We start from the raw sequence: 17561 nt of genomic DNA on the forward strand, positions 1-17561 counted from the left end.
GGAAACCTGACAATGACTAATAATGTTGAACAAAATGTGTTAAGACTGCCTTCGGAAAAATTGTACTGTACTGAGCTTGAAGCGTTAAAAAATATCGATAAAGACGCAAGACCTGCTGGCTGGCAGCTTTCACCGAAGGCTGTTCTTACATATATAACCGGGGGCATAGCGGGAGATACGGTAATTACACCAAAATATATAGGAAATAAGAGACTAGTAGAGATAGCGATAGCCACCCTGCTGACCGATAGAGCTCTATTGCTTATTGGTGAGCCGGGGACTGCCAAATCATGGCTATCTGAGAACTTAACAGCTGCCATTCATGGCGATTCTTCCAAGGTCATCCAAGGCACGGCAGGCACAACAGAAGAACAGATTCGCTATTCCTGGAATTACGCTATGTTGCTGGCGCAGGGACCGTCGGATCAGGCTTTAATTAAGAGCCCTATTTTTCGAGCTATGGAATTGGGAGGGATAGCCCGGTTTGAAGAAATATCCCGGTGTGCCTCAGAAGTGCAGGATGCTTTAATTTCCATATTATCTGAAAAAACAGTATCTATCCCCGAGCTTGGCCTTGAGATGCCGGCAGCACGAGGATTTTCGATCATAGCCACGGCGAACACGCGCGATCGTGGAGTGAATGAAATGTCTGCCGCTCTCAAACGGCGTTTTAATATTATCGTACTGCCAGCGCCAGCGGATATTGAAACGGAAGTTGATATTGTTCGCAAACGTGTGGCTGAAATATCGACAAACTATGCGTTAACCGCGTCTCCGCCAGAAGATGATGTAGTTCGCAAGGTTGTCACTATTTTCCGTGAGCTTCGCAGCGGTATGACAGTGGACGGCAAGGAAAAGGTGAAGCCGACCAGCAGTGTCATTTCAACAGCAGAAGCAATTTCACTATTGACCGGGAGTATGGCGCTGGCTGCAAGCTTCGGCAGCGGGGCGATTCAAGAGGAAGATATTGCAGCAGGACTGCAGGGAGCCATTGTAAAAGATGAAGAGAAAGATCGCCTTGTATGGAAAGAATATTTGGATAATGTGATGAAGAAGCGAGGATCATCATGGCGCAGTCTGTACAACGCTTGTTCGGAGATGAACGGATGAACGAAAGTCAGCCTTACCATGTTTTCGGAATCCGGCATTTATCTCCATCGGGTGCGTATCATTTACGCGCTTTTCTGGAAGAGAAAAAGCCTACAGCAGTTCTTGTGGAAGGTCCTGGAGATGCGAGTGAATATATTTCACAGCTGGTTGCTCGTAATGTGGTACCTCCAGTTGCCCTTTTGGCCTATACGGATCAATTGCCAATAAGAACGCTTTTGTATCCTTTTGCAATCTATTCCCCTGAGTATCAGGCTTTCCTTTGGTCAGAACAAAATGGTGTTCATGCGGAGTTTATCGATTTACCCTCAAATATTTCGCTATCTTTGTATGAATTACGAAGAGAGCGAACAATCGATGATTCTAACAATGAGGTTAATAGTAACCGTCGAAGCCATATTAGCATCCAAAATGACCTGTATGAGCGAATTGCTACCCTCTCGGGAGAGTCGGATTACGAGTCTTATTGGGAGAGATATTTCGAACATGAAGTGAGAGGGGTGACTTATCGAGAAGGTATACACAATTATTCTGCTCAAATGAGAGCGATGACGGAACAGCAGGAATGGGTGCTTGCACCAGAAGAGGCAGCCTATAACGAAATCCGTGAGTCCTATATGCGGCGCAGAATAAAAGAAATCGTTGATTCTGGTCATGATCCTGATAAAGTCGTTGTTGTGACAGGCGCTCATCATGCATCGGCTTTGCGGACGGATTTACCTTTCATGAGCGACGATCAGCTGGCGAAACTTCCACGGAGTACTACTAAGATTACACTCATGCCATACTCCTACTACAAGCTGTCAACGCAATCGGGCTATGGTGCGGGAAATCATGCGCCCGCCTACTTTGAATTGTTCTGGAGATGCCTGCAGCGTAAGGAGCTTAACAAATTAGCCTCGCTATATCTTACGCATGTAGTTACGCATATGCGCGAGCATGGCACATTCCGTTCAACGGCTTCGGTAATCGAGGGTGTCAGGCTAGCTGAGGCGCTTGCTTCGCTGCACAACGGCCAATATCCAACATGGAAGGATCTGCGGGATGCAGTGGTAATAAGTCTCGGTAACGGCGAACTGTCCGTAGTCGCTGAGGCTTTGGTTCGGACCGATATTGGCATAGCAATCGGCAGCCTTCCGGAAGGTGTTAGTCAAACACCTGTGCAAGACGACTTAAAGCGTGAGTTGAAACGGCTCAAGCTAGAGAAGTACAAATCTTTGGTTGCCACCGATCTTGAACTTGATCTGCGTGAAAATCGTCGCGTAAAGACAGAATCGGCAGCCTTTCTCGACTTAAACCGCTCTGTGCTGCTGCATCGGCTTGAGCTTATTGGGATCAGCTTTGCCAAGAAGCAGAGTAGTCGGCAAGATTCCGCCACATGGGCAGAGCATTGGGTGCTCCAGTGGTCACCAGAGGCTGAGATTCAAACGGTGGAATCTACATTAAAAGGGGAGACCGTCCAGTTAGCGGCTGCCTTTGTGCTTAATGAAAGGCTGTTGGAATGCACGAGTATCGTGGAAGCCTCGCAAATTATCCGTGTCGCATGCGACTGCGGACTTCCGACTCTTATGGAAGAAGCCAGAAGGACGCTGCAACGACTTGCCGTCGATGCTGGCAACTTTGTAGAAATAGCTATGTCTGCCTATGAGCTATCCGTGTTCATTAAATACGGGTCGATCCGCTTGATTGAGACGGAGTCATTGATCCCGCTTCTTCAGCAATTGTTTTTGCGCGGAGCTCTGCTGCTAGTCGACACTGCGCTGTGCAGTGAAGAAGCAGCGAAGAATAACATCAGTGCAATGAATGCGTTACATACGATTGCCCAAGAGCATTTTGATAGAGTTGACGACATTCTGTGGCGACAAAAGCTAGAAGAGCTTTCATCACGTGATGATAGGAACGCGATGATGTCGGGTTATGCCTTTAGCATTTTACTCGAACGAAATGAAGTGTCCGAAAATCAATGTGCCGCTGAGGTATCTAGACGTCTATCTCCTGGCATTCCTGCTGACCTTGGGGCAGGCTGGTTTGAAGGACTTTCCTTGAGAAATCGTTATGCGTTACTTTCTCGTATATTTCTGTGGAAGCAGCTCGATGAATACATACATTCACTGGAGAACGAGCAATTTCAACGTTCCTTGGTGTTTTTGCGCAGGGCATTTAGCACATTTGAGCCTCGGGAAAAAGCATCTATTGCTGAACTTATGGGTGACCTATGGGGAATTGGAGCGATGGAGACGGGAGAAGTACTTCAGCAGCCACTAAGTGAGGAAGAAAAGGAGAAAATCGATGAACTCAATGAATTTGATTTTGGAGATTTGTAAGCAATGACGCTAAATCATGATGAGCAGATAAAAAGATGGAGGCTAATTCTAGGTGCGGATGCCGAGCAGAAGCTGCAGTCGTATGGTACAGCAGCAGGCTTTCTGCTCGATGAGGAATCGAGACTGATGGATGAAGCGCTGGCAGCTATTTATGATGGAACATCCGGTCACAGCGGTATAGATGTTAGCCTTTCAGCCACCGCAGGGGGCCGGAAATCAGCAGGTTTAGGGACGTCTTCTCCCAAGCTCGCCAAATGGCTCGGTGATATCCGTACATTTTTCCCGCCAGATGTTGTGTCTATTATTCAGGCAGATGCCATTGAACGAAAGGGACTAAAACAGTTACTTTTTGAACCTGAACTGTTATCTCAAGTAAAGCCTGATATCCAGATGGTGGCGACACTGATGTCATTAAAAGGACATATTCCCGAAAAAACAAAAGATACAGCGCGGCAACTCGTAAAAGCGGTCGTAGAGGAAATATCTAAACGACTCACCGATGATATACGAAGAGCTGTAACTGGTGCAATAAATCGGAGGCAGCATTCGCCGCTGCCGTCTGCATCCGGACTCGATTGGAATACAACGATTCGTAAAAACTTGAAGCATTATGATAAAGATAGGCAGCTGCTCATCCCGGAAAAAGTTTACTTTTTCGACCGAGCGCGCAGAAGTAAGGAGTGGACCGTTATTTTGGATATTGACCAAAGCGGCTCCATGGCTAACTCAGTCATCTATGCATCGATTGTAGGTTCGATTTTTGCGAGTATGCCTTCACTAGACACTAAAGTTATCGTATTTGACACTGAAGTCGTTGATCTGAGCGAGCAGTGCGCAGAGGACCCTGTTGACATGCTGTTCGGTGTTCAGCTTGGAGGCGGAACGGACATTAACAAATCCGTAGCTTACTGTGAACAATTTATATCTGAACCGAAGAAAACACTTTTTATACTCGTATCGGACTTATACGAGGGAGGCAATCGTTCTGAGCTGCTCCGCAGAATGGCAGAGATGCAGCAAGCTGGAGTGAAGGCGGTATGTCTGCTTGCTCTTTCAGATCAAGGTATACCGGATTACGATGATTCTGTAGCTAAGAAGCTGGCGTCGTTTGGCATCCCTTGCTTTGGGTGTTCCCCCGATCGACTGCCTGAATTGATTGAAGGAGCATTGAAGGGATTGGATCTGAAGGAAATGGCCAATCGGATAGGAAAAGCGAAGAGCTTGTAACGCTGTCTCAAGTACCCATAGTTTGAACACTTGAAAAAAAAAGGTGTTCCGGCTGTGGGTGCAGCCATAAAATGGAATCATCACGGATAATATTTACTTTCTCTTATTGATGTACTAACGCATATCCTTTATAATTCAGTACAATGATAAAGAGCCATTATTCATAGTATGTTGAAAGGATTTGAAAGCAAATGTCAGAAAAACTTAAAGTTGGTATTGTCGGAGGAACTGGCATGGTAGGCCAGCGTTTTGTTCAGTTACTAGATCAACATCCTTGGTTTCAGGTAACGGCCATTGCAGCCAGTGCCGGTTCTGCAGGTAAAACTTATGAAGAAGCGGTCAATGGCAGATGGAAGCTTTCCAGTACAATTCCTGATGATGTAAAAAATATTGTCGTACAGGATGCAGCGAAAGTAGAGGAAGTTGCCTCACATGTCGATTTTATTTTTTGTGCTGTTGATATGAAAAAGAATGAAATTCAAGCTTTAGAAGAGGCATATGCAAAAACGGGCACTCCCGTTATTTCTAATAACTCGGCTCATCGCTGGACACCAGATATCCCGATGGTCATTCCGGAAATTAATCCAGGACATATTGAAGTGATTGCCGCACAAAGAAAAAGACTGGGAACCACTACCGGATTTATTGCGGTTAAGCCCAACTGCTCCATTCAGAGCTATGTGCCTGCACTTCATGCGCTGTTGGATTACAAGCCGACAATTGTTGTTGCATCTACGTATCAAGCGATTTCCGGAGCCGGCAAAAACTTTACCGACTGGCCGGATATGCTGGATAATGTCATCCCATATATTGGCGGCGAGGAAGAAAAAAGCGAGCAGGAGCCGCTTCGTATTTGGGGCAGCATTGTAAATAATGAAATTGTAAAAGCAAGTTCACCATTAATTACAACGCAATGTATTCGTGTTCCAGTAACGGATGGACATTTGGCTACAGTATTTGCATCCTTCGAAAAGAAGCCTTCTAAAGATGAAATTCTCGAACGCTGGCTGCAATTCAAAGGTCGTCCGCAGGAGCTTGGACTGCCAAGCGCTCCAAAGCAGTTCATTACGTATTTTGAAGAAGAGAACAGACCACAGACGAAGCTGGATCGTGACATCGAGCGCGGTATGGGAGTTTCGACGGGCAGATTGCGCGAGGATTCAATCTACGATTATAAATTTGTAGGACTGTCGCATAATACATTGCGCGGTGCAGCAGGCGGTGCTGTTCTAATTGCCGAATTGCTTAAAGCTGAAGGATATATTCAGGCAAAGTAAACAAGTTCACGAAATAGGAATTAATAAAGGAAGATCTTCATTGATGAAGATCTTCCTTTTTGTTATTGGTAGCATAAATCTAAAAGAATTCATAGCAGAGCTAAGCCATATATATAGGTATGAGGAATTAATGATTGGAGTAATAGACCTTAGTAGTGGAGGAGGTGCGTATTTTGAATAGCTCGAAATCTATGTTGCTCCTGGGACTGATTGCTGGAGTCGTGTTCCTGAATATATTTGTTTTGTCACCAGGGTTGTTAGGGGTGGAAATTGGAGGTGGAAGTGCTCTTGAGACAGCTTCAGGTGTAACGTTATTAATAATGAGTTTCCTTGTACTGCTTTACGGGAGTTATTCTTTGCTTTTTAAAGCTCCCAGAGTGACGCCACTCAAAGACATAAAAACGCATGAGGATTACATAGTTGCGCTTAATCACTACAGAAATGAAAAGGTGTTAAAGAAGGATATTCTGCTTGCTCAGGACCAGTTGAATCGAATAGTAAAGAAGAAGGATACGTTGTTGGATGTCCTTAATCAGAGATTTGAACAATCGGAATTAAGCTATAGGAAATTTATATCTGTCATAAACGAGGTCGAAAAACTTTTTTATCTGAATATCAGAGATATCCTGAATAAGCTTAGCGTCTTCAATGCTTCAGAACTCTCCGTTTACGCAAATCAGCAAAAATCTGCGCAATTTTCAAATAAATTGATCCAAGAAAAAACAAAACTTTTCAATGAATACTTAACCTACGTGACGGGGTATCTAGGTGCAAATGAAGAAATTCTTCTGAAGCTGGATAAGCTTCTTCTGGAGATATCATTATTAGGAAGCACAGATTATCGAGATGTCGAAGAAATGCCTTGTATGAAGGAAATAGACGCGTTGATCAAGCAGACCAAATTTTATAAGTAATTAAGGGGAGATGTATGTGGCTAGTAAAGGCAAAGCGTTTGTAGCTCTAATCGCTATTGCAGCGATCGTTTTTGGTCTTGTCTATTATGGAATCAGCGTAACCTCAAATTTAGGCAAAACAGATACAGAGATAACTGCGGAAGATGCTTCTAAACGACTTGAAAAACTATACAAAAACATTTCTGTCACAACAGCGGAACAAGTAAAGGGGCAGATCGATCTTGATCCTGTAACTGTTGGCGACTCATTGCCCGACATCTCGAAATTCCCTATTTCGGTAGAAAACACAACTAACAGCTTCGTTGAAATATTTTCATCAACGGAGAAATCAGGAACAGGCATTGATGGCTGGTTGAATGAAGTAGCAGCAGACTTTAATAAGTCCAATATTTCGGTAAATGGAGAACCTGTTTCTGTCAAGATTCGCAATATTGCCTCGGGCACAGCCACAGATTATATAAGGTCTGGCAAATATATGCCTGATGCTTTCACTCCTTCAAATGAGCTGTGGGGAGAAATGGTCAAAGCGCAGGGCATCAACATCCAGCTTGTATCCAAGCGTCTTGTCGGCAATGTAACTGGCATCGTATCCACTAAAACAAAATATGATGAGCTGGTAGAGAAGTACGGTTCTCTTAACATTAAGACAGTTACGGACGCTATAGCGGATAACGAGCTCGCAATGGGCTACACGGATCCTTTCGCAAGTTCTACGGGATTAAACTTTCTGGTGACTTCCCTTGCGACTTTTGACAGTTCTGATTTACTTGGTGAAAAAGCGGTTCAAGGATTTGAGAAATTTCAAGCTAATGTCCCTTTTATAGCGTCTACAACTATTCAAATGCGCGATGCAGCAAAGTCAGGGATGCTTGATGCTTTTGTCTTAGAGTACCAAACCTATGTCAATGTGTCGGATCTAAAAGGAGGCTACGTGTTTACTCCCTTTGGTGTAAGACATGATAGCCCGCTATACGCTTTGGGTGATTTGCCCCGAGAGAAGCTGGATATCATCAGGGAATTTGCACAGTTTGTTGAACAAGAGAAATATCAGAGCTTGGCTGTGGAGAAGGGGTTTAATGGGCTGAATGACTACAAGTCAGAGCTTGATACAGTTGACGGCAGCTTGTTGTCCCCTGCACAGAAGTTATGGAAGGAAAAGAAAAACGGGAATAAACCGGTTGCAGCGGTGTTTGTCGCCGATGTATCGGGGAGTATGGACGGTGAGCCTCTAAACCGATTGAAACAGTCGTTGCTGACAGGGCAAAAGTACTTGGGCAGGGACAATAGCATTGGATTTGTTTCCTACTCCAGCAATGTTTCAGTCAATCTTCCGATTGGGAAGTACGACACGAATCAACAGTCCATGTTTGTTGGAGCTGTAAACAGCCTTCAGGCTAGCGGAGGTACAGCCACATTTGACGGTATTGTTGTGGCAATGAAAATGCTTCAAGATGAGATGGCTCTTAACCCTGATGTTAAACCTTTGATCTTCGTGTTAAGTGATGGGGAAACGAATGAAGGGCATTCACTCAAGGATATCAGGGAATTAATTGAGACTTTCAAGATTCCGGTTTACACCATTGGATATAACGCAAATATTGAGGCACTCCAAAGCATTTCGAGTATTAATGAGGCAGCTAATATCAACGCAGATACAGACGATGTCGTGTATAAGATCGGTAACTTGCTCAACGTTCAAATGTAAATTAGGAGGGGTTTCAATGTCATTTACTATGGAAGTGGTAAGCCCGGAGAAGCTTAGGTCGGTTATTGAAGAGCAGGTTAAACCTGAGCCTGAAGAAGTATCGAAGCTTAAAGAGCTGGCGCTAAATAATGTCTCGACGATTTTAGCGCTGGATGTAGAGTCGTTGGAGAAGAGGAAAGAGATTTTACAATCCATTGATAGCTTCGGTATAAGCACGATGCGATCATCCTCGGAGAAAAACTCCCTCTTGCAGGTATCAGTAGGGAATTTATCGAAAACAGGTGATGAAGGCGGCCAAGTAGCGAAAGGCTTGACTGAGCTACATCTCCAGCTTAAGGATCTGGATCCGAGTGCTGTAGATTTTGCAAAGAGCGGTTTCCTGGGCAAGTTCTTTAACCCGCTGCGGACTTACTTTGCTAAGTATCAAAGGGCGGATGCTGTTATTTCGGATATTATAACCTCATTGGATAAGGGCAAGTCTATGCTGAGAAATGACAATACTACGCTGGAATTTGAACAACAAGCGTTAAGGGAGCTTACCAAAAGGCTTCAGAAGGAAATCCAGCTTGGCATGTTGATGGATGCTGAGATCGAGTCTCAGATTGAAGCAGCCAAATTGCGCATTGAGTCTGAAGATAAAGTTCGATTCATTACAGAAGAAGTGCTTTTTCCACTTCGTCAGCGAGTGATGGATTTGCAACAAATGATGGTCGTTAATCAACAAGGAATTATGGCAATTGAGGTTGTGATGAGAAATAACAAAGAGCTGATCAGAGGGGTGGATAGAGCCAGAAATGTGACCATTTCAGCTTTGAAAATCTCGGTTACGGTAGCCAGCGCACTCTATAACCAAAGAATTGTGCTGCAAAAGATTGAACTTCTCAATCAGACCACAGATAGTCTAATTAGCGGCACCTCAAAGATGCTGAAAGATCAGGGTGCGGCGATTCATAAGCAATCCCTTGAGGCCAGTATTTCAGTAGACACTTTAAAGCAGTCTTTCACTGATGTGCTGGCTGCTTTAGACTCTATTAGCACTTACAAGCAGGAGGCACTCCCTAAAATGCGTGAAACCATTAATCAGTTCAGAGAACTTGCAGATAACGGAGAACAGCAGATTGTGCGTTTAGAGAAAGGTCAAAAGCTGGGTTTGTAGCATAAAGCCCGATTTGTGAGAGTGTGTAAATATTACACACTCTTTTTGTTTGCTAAAAAACACGGTTCGTATCCTCTTTGTCAGGAGGAGTTTGAATTTGGTATAGTTAGCGTATTGAATAATGGAGGTAACTTATGAATTGGATTGCTGTTCAGCCTTATTTTAAAGTGGAAAGAAAAATAACTGGCATCGAACAATTAACAGTTGTGGAAGATCGGCTGATGTATTTATACAAGGAGAGAATAGTGACCCGTCACCGGGAATTTCCGATCCTAGATGTATTCGATTTATCATACAAACAGATAGGGGGAGAGGGCGGATTGCTTTATTTACATACTAGGCAGGGCGTATTTTCCTATACGACTTCTGCTAATCCACAGCTCTTCATAGAAGCTTATAGGGAACTGATAAATCCTTCTTCATCTAATGAATGCTGATTGCAAAACTCAGTCTATTCATATACCCCAGAATTTAAATTGCAAAATTTAACTATCTAAGCTATATTGTTTAATAACTTAAATTTGAAAGGAGCGGTTGTAATATGAATAACAAGAATACAACTTCGATTGTAGCTCAGATTGTAGCAAATGGGGAGGGTTGTGCGAAATAATAAATAAGCACAAAACCTCCCAAGGTTACAATTAAAACTTTAGGAGGATAACAGTGAATAAAATAAATATGAAAAATGTAGGACTCACTGAAAGGTTTATACAGGAGTCCATGTTATATATGAATTTAAAAACAGGACGAATTTCATCTCAATATAAAGATCTGTTTAAAGTAATAACTGAAAATGGAGAGCTCGCCGCGGAGATTTCCGGTAAATTCCGCTTTGAGGTCAGATCGTTATCCGATTACCCCACAGTTGGTGATTTTGTTATGCTAGATCGGACAGATAATTCAAATGGTAATGCGATTATTCATCACGTGCTGACAAGAAAAAGTGCTTTTGAACGTAAAGCGGCTGGCACTTCAAATGACGTGCAAATCGTAGCTTCCAATATGGATACCGTTTTTATTTGCATGGCACTGAATAATGATTATAACTTGCGTAGACTTGAGCGTTATTTGTCCATTGCATGGGAAAGTGGAGCTATACCAGTCGTTGTTCTGACAAAATCAGATTTGTGTGAGGATCTACAGGCAAGACTTGATGAAGTATCTACTGTTGCGATTGGTGTAGAAGTGGTTGTTACCACGGGCATGTCCGAGGATGGTTTTTCAGCTATCAAAAGATTCATGGAGAATGGAAAATCATTTGTTTTTATCGGCTCGTCTGGTGTAGGGAAATCAACTTTGATTAACCGACTTCTTGGTGCGGAGACGATGAGCAACAATGAAACAAGAAATGATGATAGAGGCAAGCATACTACAACGAGAAGAGAGCTTATCGTATTACCTGATGGCGGGATTATTATTGATACACCGGGAATGCGTGAGCTTGGAATTGAAAGAGCAGATCTTGTGAAATCCTTTTCCGATATTGATAGTCTGGCTTCCCAATGTAAATTTACGGACTGCTCACACGATAATGAGCCGAAATGCGCTGTGCATCAGGCGATGAAGGACGGCAAAATATCAGCAGAGAGACTTGCAAGCTATAAGAAGTTGAAGAAAGAAGCAAAGTATGCTGGCTTAAGCTCTAAGCAGATTGAAACCGAGAAATTCAATACTATGTTTGCAGGCGTAGGCGGTATGAAAGGTGCAAGGAAATTTATGAAAGAGAAACAAGCAAGAAACAAGGGATAAGTTAATCCGATTTTGTTTAACCACACTTCACTGAAGTGTGGTTTCTTTGTGGCGATATCATGTTGAGCGAAACAACCCACAGGATAAAGGTAAACCAGACTAATATAAGGTATAATAAATTGGAAGAGGTAAACATTAACAGAGGCATCCTTTTGCTGATATCAGAATAGATAACTAAAAAATGATACAAAAAGGAAATAGGTGATACGATGACTGAGAAAAACAATGAAACAGGATGGAACTTTGATAATAGTTATGCTCGACTGCCGGATTTATTTTTTACGAGAATGAGTCCCCCCCCTGTACACTCGCCGAAATTGATCATACTGAATGATTCGTTGGCAACAACCCTGGGGTTGAACGTCCAAACACTGCAAAGCAATGATGGCGTTGCAGTGCTTGCTGGGAACCAGATTCCCGAAGGAGCTTTGCCTCTTGCTCAAGCTTATGCAGGCCATCAATTTGGACACTTTGCCATGTTAGGGGACGGTCGTGCTTTGCTGCTTGGCGAACAGATCACTCCACTTGGTGATCGGGTCGATATTCAGTTTAAGGGTTCAGGTCAAACGCCATATTCAAGGCGAGGCGATGGTCGAGCGGCACTTGGGCCGATGCTGCGTGAATACATCATCAGCGAAGCGATGCATGCGCTTGGCATTGCCACCACCCGCAGCTTAGCGGTAGTAACTACCGGTGAGTCAGTAATCCGTGAAACCAAACAGCCTGGTGCAATTTTGACTCGTGTGGCTGCCAGTCATCTGCGCGTCGGCACCTTTCAATACGTTTCAAAATGGGGTACTGAAGAAGATCTCCGCGCCCTGGCAGATTATACTTTACAAAGACATTATCCAGAAGTTGAAGGTAGTGAGAATCGCTATCTTTTACTCCTGAAGGAAGTTATCAAGAGACAAGCAATGCTGATAGCCAAGTGGCAGCTCGTTGGCTTTATTCACGGGGTGATGAACACCGACAACATGGCTATTAGCGGTGAAACCATTGATTATGGTCCTTGCGCCTTCATGGATGTCTATGACCCAGCAACGGTGTTCAGTTCCATTGACATTAATGGACGCTATGCCTATGGCAATCAGCCGAATATTGCCGCGTGGAATCTCGCGAGATTTGCTGAAACCCTTTTGCCGCTTTTGCATGAAAACGAGGAGCAGGCTGTCAAACTAGCCGAGGATGCGATTTCTGATTTTATCGAGTTGTATCATCATAACTGGCTCAAGGGTATGAGGGCAAAACTCGGAATCTTTAACGAGGAGCAACAGGATGAAACCCTTATTAAAGATCTACTCAGTATGATGCAGAAAAATCGTGCGGACTACACGAATACCTTTCGCGCTTTAACTTTTGATAAGCCTGAGGATACGGTTCTGTTTGGCACCTCAGAATTTACTAAGTGGCATGAGCAGTGGCAGACAAGACTAGGCAGGCAGCAGGAGACAGAAGCTGATTCGCATCAGTTCATGCGGAGCAGCAATCCCGCGCTAATCCCTCGCAACCATCGGGTAGAAGAAGCACTAGAAGCCGCGGTGAAAGAAGGAGACAACAGCGTGATGGAGAAGCTTCTTGATGTTCTTTCGAGTCCTTACGAACACTCCCCAGAACAGGCTTATTACTGTGCACTGCCAGCGCAATCAACGTATCCTTACCAAACCTATTGCGGTACTTGATATTAAAAGTCCGGACCATCAAAAAAAAATATTGCAGAAAAGGGCATACTTTTTGGCCCTTTTTTATTTACAGCTAAATGATGATTTATTTAAGTCATTAATGTAAAATCATTTACATATAGAGCAGCCGATCTATGTCGGTTGCTTTTGTTGGACTAATAAATACTGATAGATTTTGGAGGCATATTAATGAGTCAGCGCTATCGAATTACTAGAACATTGAAGGAAAATGGCAATTCCGTGCAAGCTATATCTTTAGAAGAGTGCAAACAGTATTTTGCGACCAAACCTGATTTTTCCTATACATCTGTGTTTACGGTGAAAGGTTCTACCACCATGTCCATTGAGGGAGATTTTTTCATGTGGAGTCACGGTGAAACGGAGATTCCATTCCGGCATTATCAGGGAGATATATACGTATCCGGCACCAATGAAGCCGTGATCCCCATGATGATTGAGGTTGCAGGTGAATTAGAGGCGGATGTGCAGGAAGGTTAAATTTTCCGGTCCTTTTTCACTTTTTTTGCTATAACGTTCAGGAAGAAGAATTGCTACGTGTCGTGGAACTGAGATGATGAATGACCGTAATTGCTTTGTTCTGATTCAACACTTACTTTTACATAATAGAGGAGGAATTATCGATATGTTTCCTACACAACAGCAATTAGAAAATTACGCAGCATTGGCTGTTAAAGTTGGCGTTAATGTTCAAAGAGGACAGACGGTTGTCGTTATGGCACCAATTACTGCCGCTCCACTGGTACGCCTTATAACATCGAAGGCTTATGAAGTCGGTGCAAAAAACGTACATGTGGAATATAACGACGAGGAATTATCCCGTATAAAGTTTAAGCAAGCGCCTGAGGAAGCTTTCTCAGAATATCCAATGTGGCGTGCCAAGGCATGGGAAGATTTTGTTGAAGATGGGGCTGCGTTTATCCAAATTTACTCTCCCAATCCAGATCTTCTTAACGACGTTGATCCATCCCGTGTAGCTACAGCTTCTAAGACTGCATCTACAGCGCTAAGTAATTACCGCGGTGCCCTAATGAATCATACCAATGCATGGACTCTAATTTCTTATGCAACACCTGAATGGGCAAGCAAAGTATTCCCTGATACGACGCCTGATGAGGCAGTTCAGAAACTGTGGGAGCGAATTATTGATGCAACTCGCATTGGGCTGGAAGATCCCGTTCAAGCGTGGAGAGAACATAACGCGAAACTATTGGAAATGGTTAATGTACTTAATGGTAAACGTTATAAACAAATTCAATATGAAGCACCAGGTACAAGCTTAACCGTAGATCTACCAGAGGGACATATCTGGTTAGGTGGTTCTAAAGCGAATGGCAGAGGAATCTACTTCAATCCAAACATGCCAACCGAAGAGGTGTTCACAATGCCTCATAGGGATGGTGTGAATGGTGTTGTTAGGAGTACTAAGCCGTTAAATTATAATGGTCAAGTTATTAGCGGATTCTCCTTGACCTTCAAAGAGGGTAAAGTAATCGACTATTCCGCTGAGCATGGCTACGAAACGCTAAGTAAATTGTTGAACATGGATGATGGATCAAGACATTTGGGTGAAATCGCTCTAGTCCCTCACGATTCTCCGATCTCAAATTCCAATGTGATCTTCTTTAATACTCTGTTTGATGAGAACGCCTCATGTCACTTAGCATTAGGTCAGGCGTATCCGGTTAATATTAATGGAGGTACTCAAATGTCTCCTGAAGAGCTACTATCTCATGGAGTAAACAGAAGTCTTAGTCATGAGGATTTCATGATTGGTTCAGAACATATGAATATTGATGGTGTGACGCAGGATGGTAAGCTTGAGCCAATCTTCCGAGACGGAAATTGGGCGATATAGCTTGAGCCAATTCTAAGGATAGTCCCACTTGCGAATTAATCTTCATAATAGAGCGTCCTCCTGGATGATGAGACTTTAAAGGAGTTCTATATAATGAAAAGCCTCTTCCGCCGATTGGCGAAAGAGGCTCGTAAAACTCCAGCTTTATACATTGGATACAGAATTCTCGCTAATATAAATTCTCGGCACCCTTTTTCCAATTAAACAAACGACTTCATAATTAATGGTGTTCATCCAATCCGCGACCTCATCGATGGCGAGCAGCATGCCATCCGACCAGCCGAACAATGTTACTTCATCCCCAACCTTTACATCAGTGATCGTAGTTACGTCAAGCATCGTCTGATCCATGCAGACACGGCCCACGATCGGCACACGCTGGCCTCTTAAGAGCGCACTGCCTTTGTTCGATAACTGCCGTGACAAGCCGTCCGCGTAACCGATCTGAATTGTCGCAATGAAGCTTTCCCGTTCCGATATGAATGTGCAGCCGTAGCTGACGGATTGATTAAGAGCAACATGCCTTACTGAAGACACTCGGGTTTTCAGGCTCATTGCCTGCTGAATGGGAAACTCCTCCCGCTGCAGACGCTTCAGAGGATGCAGCCCGTACAAAGCGACCCCGATTCGCACCATATCCAGATGCATTTCCGGATACCGCATGGCAGCCGCGCTGTTGCAGCAGTGCTTGATTGGAATTTCGATGTTTTGCTTTTCAAAAGCATTAATGTAAGCCATAAAGGTTTGAAACTGTTTCCGTGTATAAGCCTCGTCATCGCCGTCTGCGTCAGCCATATGAGTGAATAGACCTTCGATTGCAACATGATGGGAGTCGAGCGCCAATTGGGCAAGCGACAACGCTTCCTTGATCGATTGAGTACCGATGCGCGACATGCCCGTATCGACTTTGATGTGTATTCGCGCTTGACGGTTCAGACGCTCCGAGCATGATATGATTGCTTCCAGCACATCACGGGTATAGACGGTTATCGTAACATCACGAGTAATTGCCGCTTCGACCGAACGGGGCGGAGTATACCCAAGAATGAGAATCGGCGCTTGTATACCCGCTTCCCGCAAACGAGCTGCTTCATCCAAGAAAGCAACACTCAAATAATCCGCACCCGCTCCGATTGCAGCTTTGGCTGCCTCAAACGCACCATGACCGTACCCATCGGCCTTCACGACGGCCATAAGTCTACAACCTTCACGGATATGGGATTTAAATAGTGCGGCATTATGAGAGATAGCATCCAGCGAAATTTCTGCCCAAGTATCCCGATAGCTCGATTCAAACATAGACTCCGCCACGGTTAATTCGCAGGAAGTGCGTGAGCGAGCGCTTGCTCAACGGGTACGTAAGCGTAGCCTAGATCTTTGGCTACCGCTTCATAGGTTATTGAACCCGCTGCTGTATTCACGCCTAGCTTCAGAGAAGGATTATCTTGAATAGCTTTCAATACGCCTTTGTTTGCTAATTGCAGAGCATATGGGACGGTCGCGTTTGTAAGCGCGATGGTAGATGTTCTCGGCACGGCGCCAGGCATATTCGCAACGGCGTAGTGAACGACTCCATGCTTGATGTATGTCGGATTGTCATGCGTTGTAATGCGATCTACGGTTTCCATAATACCTCCCTGATCAACGGCCACGTCAATGACGACGCCCCCCGGTGTCATCGATTTGATCATCGCTTCTGTGACAAGCTTCGGAGCTTTGGCTCCCGGAATCAACACGGCGCCAATAACAAGGTCTGATTCTGCAACCGCTTCGGCGATATTAAGCGGATTCGAGACAAGTGTACTAATCTGCGATCCGAAAATATCTTCCAACTGACGCAGCCGGTCTGCGCTCAAATCGATGATAGTCACCTCAGCACCAAGCCCGATGGCGATTTTCGCTGCATTCGTGCCTACCACACCGCCGCCGATAACGGTCACTTTACCACGTTTTACGCCTGGCACACCGCCGAGCAGAATACCTTTACCACCATGATTTTTCTCTAAGAACTGTGCTCCGATTTGGGTGGACATCCGTCCCGCAACCTCACTCATTGGAGTGAGAAGCGGAAGCGTGCGATTCACTTCGACGGTTTCGTAAGCGATAGCAGTAACTCCTGCTTCGGTAAGTGCGCGGGCAAGACTAGGCTCTGCCGCCAAATGCAAGTAGGTGAATAAAATAAGATTTTTGCGGAAATAGCCGTATTCCGATTGAACCGGCTCCTTTACTTTCATAATCATGTCGGAATTGTACCATACCGCTGCAGCATCGTCGAGCAGAACCGCTCCTGCAGCTACATAATCCTCATTCGTAAATCCGCTGCCGATGCCGGCGTGACGCTCAATATGCACAGTGTGGCCAGCTTTGATGAAAGAGAGAACTCCTGCGGGTGTAAGCGCTACCCGGTTTTCATTGTTTTTAACTTCTTTCGGAACACCTATGATCATTTGTTGCTCCCCCTTTGAATGTACTGTTGCTTGTGCTTCAGTGCCAAGTATAAGGGGGATAACGTTTTTTTACTTTATGAGGAAACAACAAAAATAACGA

General features: G+C 44.3%; 14 protein-coding genes. 12 read left to right on the forward strand and 2 right to left on the reverse strand.

The genetic code is table 11. From position 1 onward, the window contains the following. Window positions 1–12 precede the first annotated feature (12 nt). From AC0YN7_RS04665 to AC0YN7_RS04720, 12 genes are all read left to right on the forward strand, one after another. A complete protein-coding gene (locus AC0YN7_RS04665; RefSeq protein ID WP_475808787.1) occupies window positions 13–1110 on the forward strand; it encodes an ATP-binding protein in 1098 nt (365 codons plus the stop codon). After that, the gene (locus AC0YN7_RS04670) at window positions 1068–3431 is read left to right on the forward strand and encodes a DUF5682 family protein (RefSeq protein WP_475808788.1); all 2364 of its coding nucleotides are present in this window, start codon (window positions 1068–1070) and stop codon (window positions 3429–3431) included. The genes AC0YN7_RS04665 and AC0YN7_RS04670 overlap by 43 nt, the downstream gene beginning before the upstream one ends. Window positions 3432–3434: 3 nt before the next feature. Further along, entirely contained in the window at window positions 3435–4658 is a 1224-nt protein-coding gene (locus tag AC0YN7_RS04675; RefSeq protein WP_475808789.1) for a VWA domain-containing protein, read from the forward strand. Window positions 4659–4849: 191 nt separating this feature from the next. Then, complete coding sequence (asd, locus tag AC0YN7_RS04680; RefSeq protein WP_475808790.1) at window positions 4850–5935, forward strand: aspartate-semialdehyde dehydrogenase; 1086 nt, start codon at window positions 4850–4852, stop codon at window positions 5933–5935. Between the two features lie 164 nt (window positions 5936–6099). Beyond that, window positions 6100–6849: a hypothetical protein gene (locus AC0YN7_RS04685; RefSeq protein ID WP_475808791.1), complete on the forward strand. Its 750-nt coding sequence runs from the start codon at window positions 6100–6102 to the stop codon at window positions 6847–6849. A 16-nt stretch (window positions 6850–6865) separates the two neighbouring features. Continuing rightward, window positions 6866–8554, forward strand: a complete 1689-nt coding sequence (locus AC0YN7_RS04690) for a vWA domain-containing protein (RefSeq protein ID WP_475808792.1) — start codon at window positions 6866–6868, stop codon at window positions 8552–8554. A gap of 16 nt (window positions 8555–8570) precedes the next feature. Then, window positions 8571–9710 carry a toxic anion resistance protein gene (locus tag AC0YN7_RS04695; protein WP_475808793.1) on the forward strand — a complete coding sequence of 380 codons (1140 nt, stop codon included), beginning with the start codon at window positions 8571–8573 and terminating at the stop codon, window positions 9708–9710. 134 nt (window positions 9711–9844) lie between these two features. Beyond that, window positions 9845–10147 (forward strand): hypothetical protein, encoded by a 303-nt coding sequence (locus AC0YN7_RS04700; protein ID WP_475808794.1) that lies wholly within the window; start codon window positions 9845–9847, stop codon window positions 10145–10147. Between the two features lie 226 nt (window positions 10148–10373). Continuing rightward, entirely contained in the window at window positions 10374–11459 is a 1086-nt protein-coding gene (gene rsgA / locus AC0YN7_RS04705) for a ribosome small subunit-dependent GTPase A (RefSeq protein ID WP_475808795.1), read from the forward strand. A gap of 209 nt (window positions 11460–11668) precedes the next feature. Next, window positions 11669–13138, forward strand: a complete 1470-nt coding sequence (locus tag AC0YN7_RS04710; protein ID WP_475808796.1) for a protein adenylyltransferase SelO — start codon at window positions 11669–11671, stop codon at window positions 13136–13138. A 189-nt stretch (window positions 13139–13327) separates the two neighbouring features. After that, window positions 13328–13636 (forward strand): hypothetical protein, encoded by a 309-nt coding sequence (locus AC0YN7_RS04715; RefSeq protein ID WP_475808797.1) that lies wholly within the window; start codon window positions 13328–13330, stop codon window positions 13634–13636. A 145-nt stretch (window positions 13637–13781) separates the two neighbouring features. After that, the gene (locus tag AC0YN7_RS04720) at window positions 13782–15014 is read left to right on the forward strand and encodes an aminopeptidase (RefSeq protein WP_475808798.1); all 1233 of its coding nucleotides are present in this window, start codon (window positions 13782–13784) and stop codon (window positions 15012–15014) included. A 144-nt stretch (window positions 15015–15158) separates the two neighbouring features. On the opposite strand, the gene alr is transcribed toward AC0YN7_RS04720, so the two are convergent. Together alr and ald are read right to left on the reverse strand one after the other, a co-directional pair. Beyond that, complete coding sequence (gene alr, locus AC0YN7_RS04725; protein WP_475808799.1) at window positions 15159–16313, reverse strand: alanine racemase; 1155 nt, start codon at window positions 16311–16313, stop codon at window positions 15159–15161. A 14-nt stretch (window positions 16314–16327) separates the two neighbouring features. Beyond that, window positions 16328–17461: an alanine dehydrogenase gene (ald, locus tag AC0YN7_RS04730; protein WP_475808800.1), complete on the reverse strand. Its 1134-nt coding sequence runs from the start codon at window positions 17459–17461 to the stop codon at window positions 16328–16330. Between the last annotated feature and the right edge of the window lie 100 nt (window positions 17462–17561).

The organism is Paenibacillus sp. J31R122, from assembly GCF_056269185.1.

Excerpts from the sequence above, each read along its gene's own strand:
- AC0YN7_RS04665 (WP_475808787.1), top strand. The coding sequence starts at position 13 with ATGACTAATAATGTTGAACAAAATGTGTTAAGACTGCCTTCGGAAAAA.
- AC0YN7_RS04670 (WP_475808788.1), top strand. The coding sequence starts at position 1,068 with ATGGCGCAGTCTGTACAACGCTTGTTCGGAGATGAACGGATGAACGAA.
- AC0YN7_RS04675 (WP_475808789.1), top strand. The coding sequence starts at position 3,435 with ATGACGCTAAATCATGATGAGCAGATAAAAAGATGGAGGCTAATTCTA.
- asd (WP_475808790.1), top strand. The coding sequence starts at position 4,850 with ATGTCAGAAAAACTTAAAGTTGGTATTGTCGGAGGAACTGGCATGGTA.
- AC0YN7_RS04695 (WP_475808793.1), top strand. The coding sequence starts at position 8,571 with ATGTCATTTACTATGGAAGTGGTAAGCCCGGAGAAGCTTAGGTCGGTT.
- AC0YN7_RS04700 (WP_475808794.1), top strand. The coding sequence starts at position 9,845 with ATGAATTGGATTGCTGTTCAGCCTTATTTTAAAGTGGAAAGAAAAATA.
- AC0YN7_RS04710 (WP_475808796.1), top strand. The coding sequence starts at position 11,669 with ATGACTGAGAAAAACAATGAAACAGGATGGAACTTTGATAATAGTTAT.
- AC0YN7_RS04715 (WP_475808797.1), top strand. The coding sequence starts at position 13,328 with ATGAGTCAGCGCTATCGAATTACTAGAACATTGAAGGAAAATGGCAAT.
- AC0YN7_RS04720 (WP_475808798.1), top strand. The coding sequence starts at position 13,782 with ATGTTTCCTACACAACAGCAATTAGAAAATTACGCAGCATTGGCTGTT.
- alr (WP_475808799.1), bottom strand. The coding sequence starts at position 16,313 with ATGTTTGAATCGAGCTATCGGGATACTTGGGCAGAAATTTCGCTGGAT.
- ald (WP_475808800.1), bottom strand. The coding sequence starts at position 17,461 with ATGATCATAGGTGTTCCGAAAGAAGTTAAAAACAATGAAAACCGGGTA.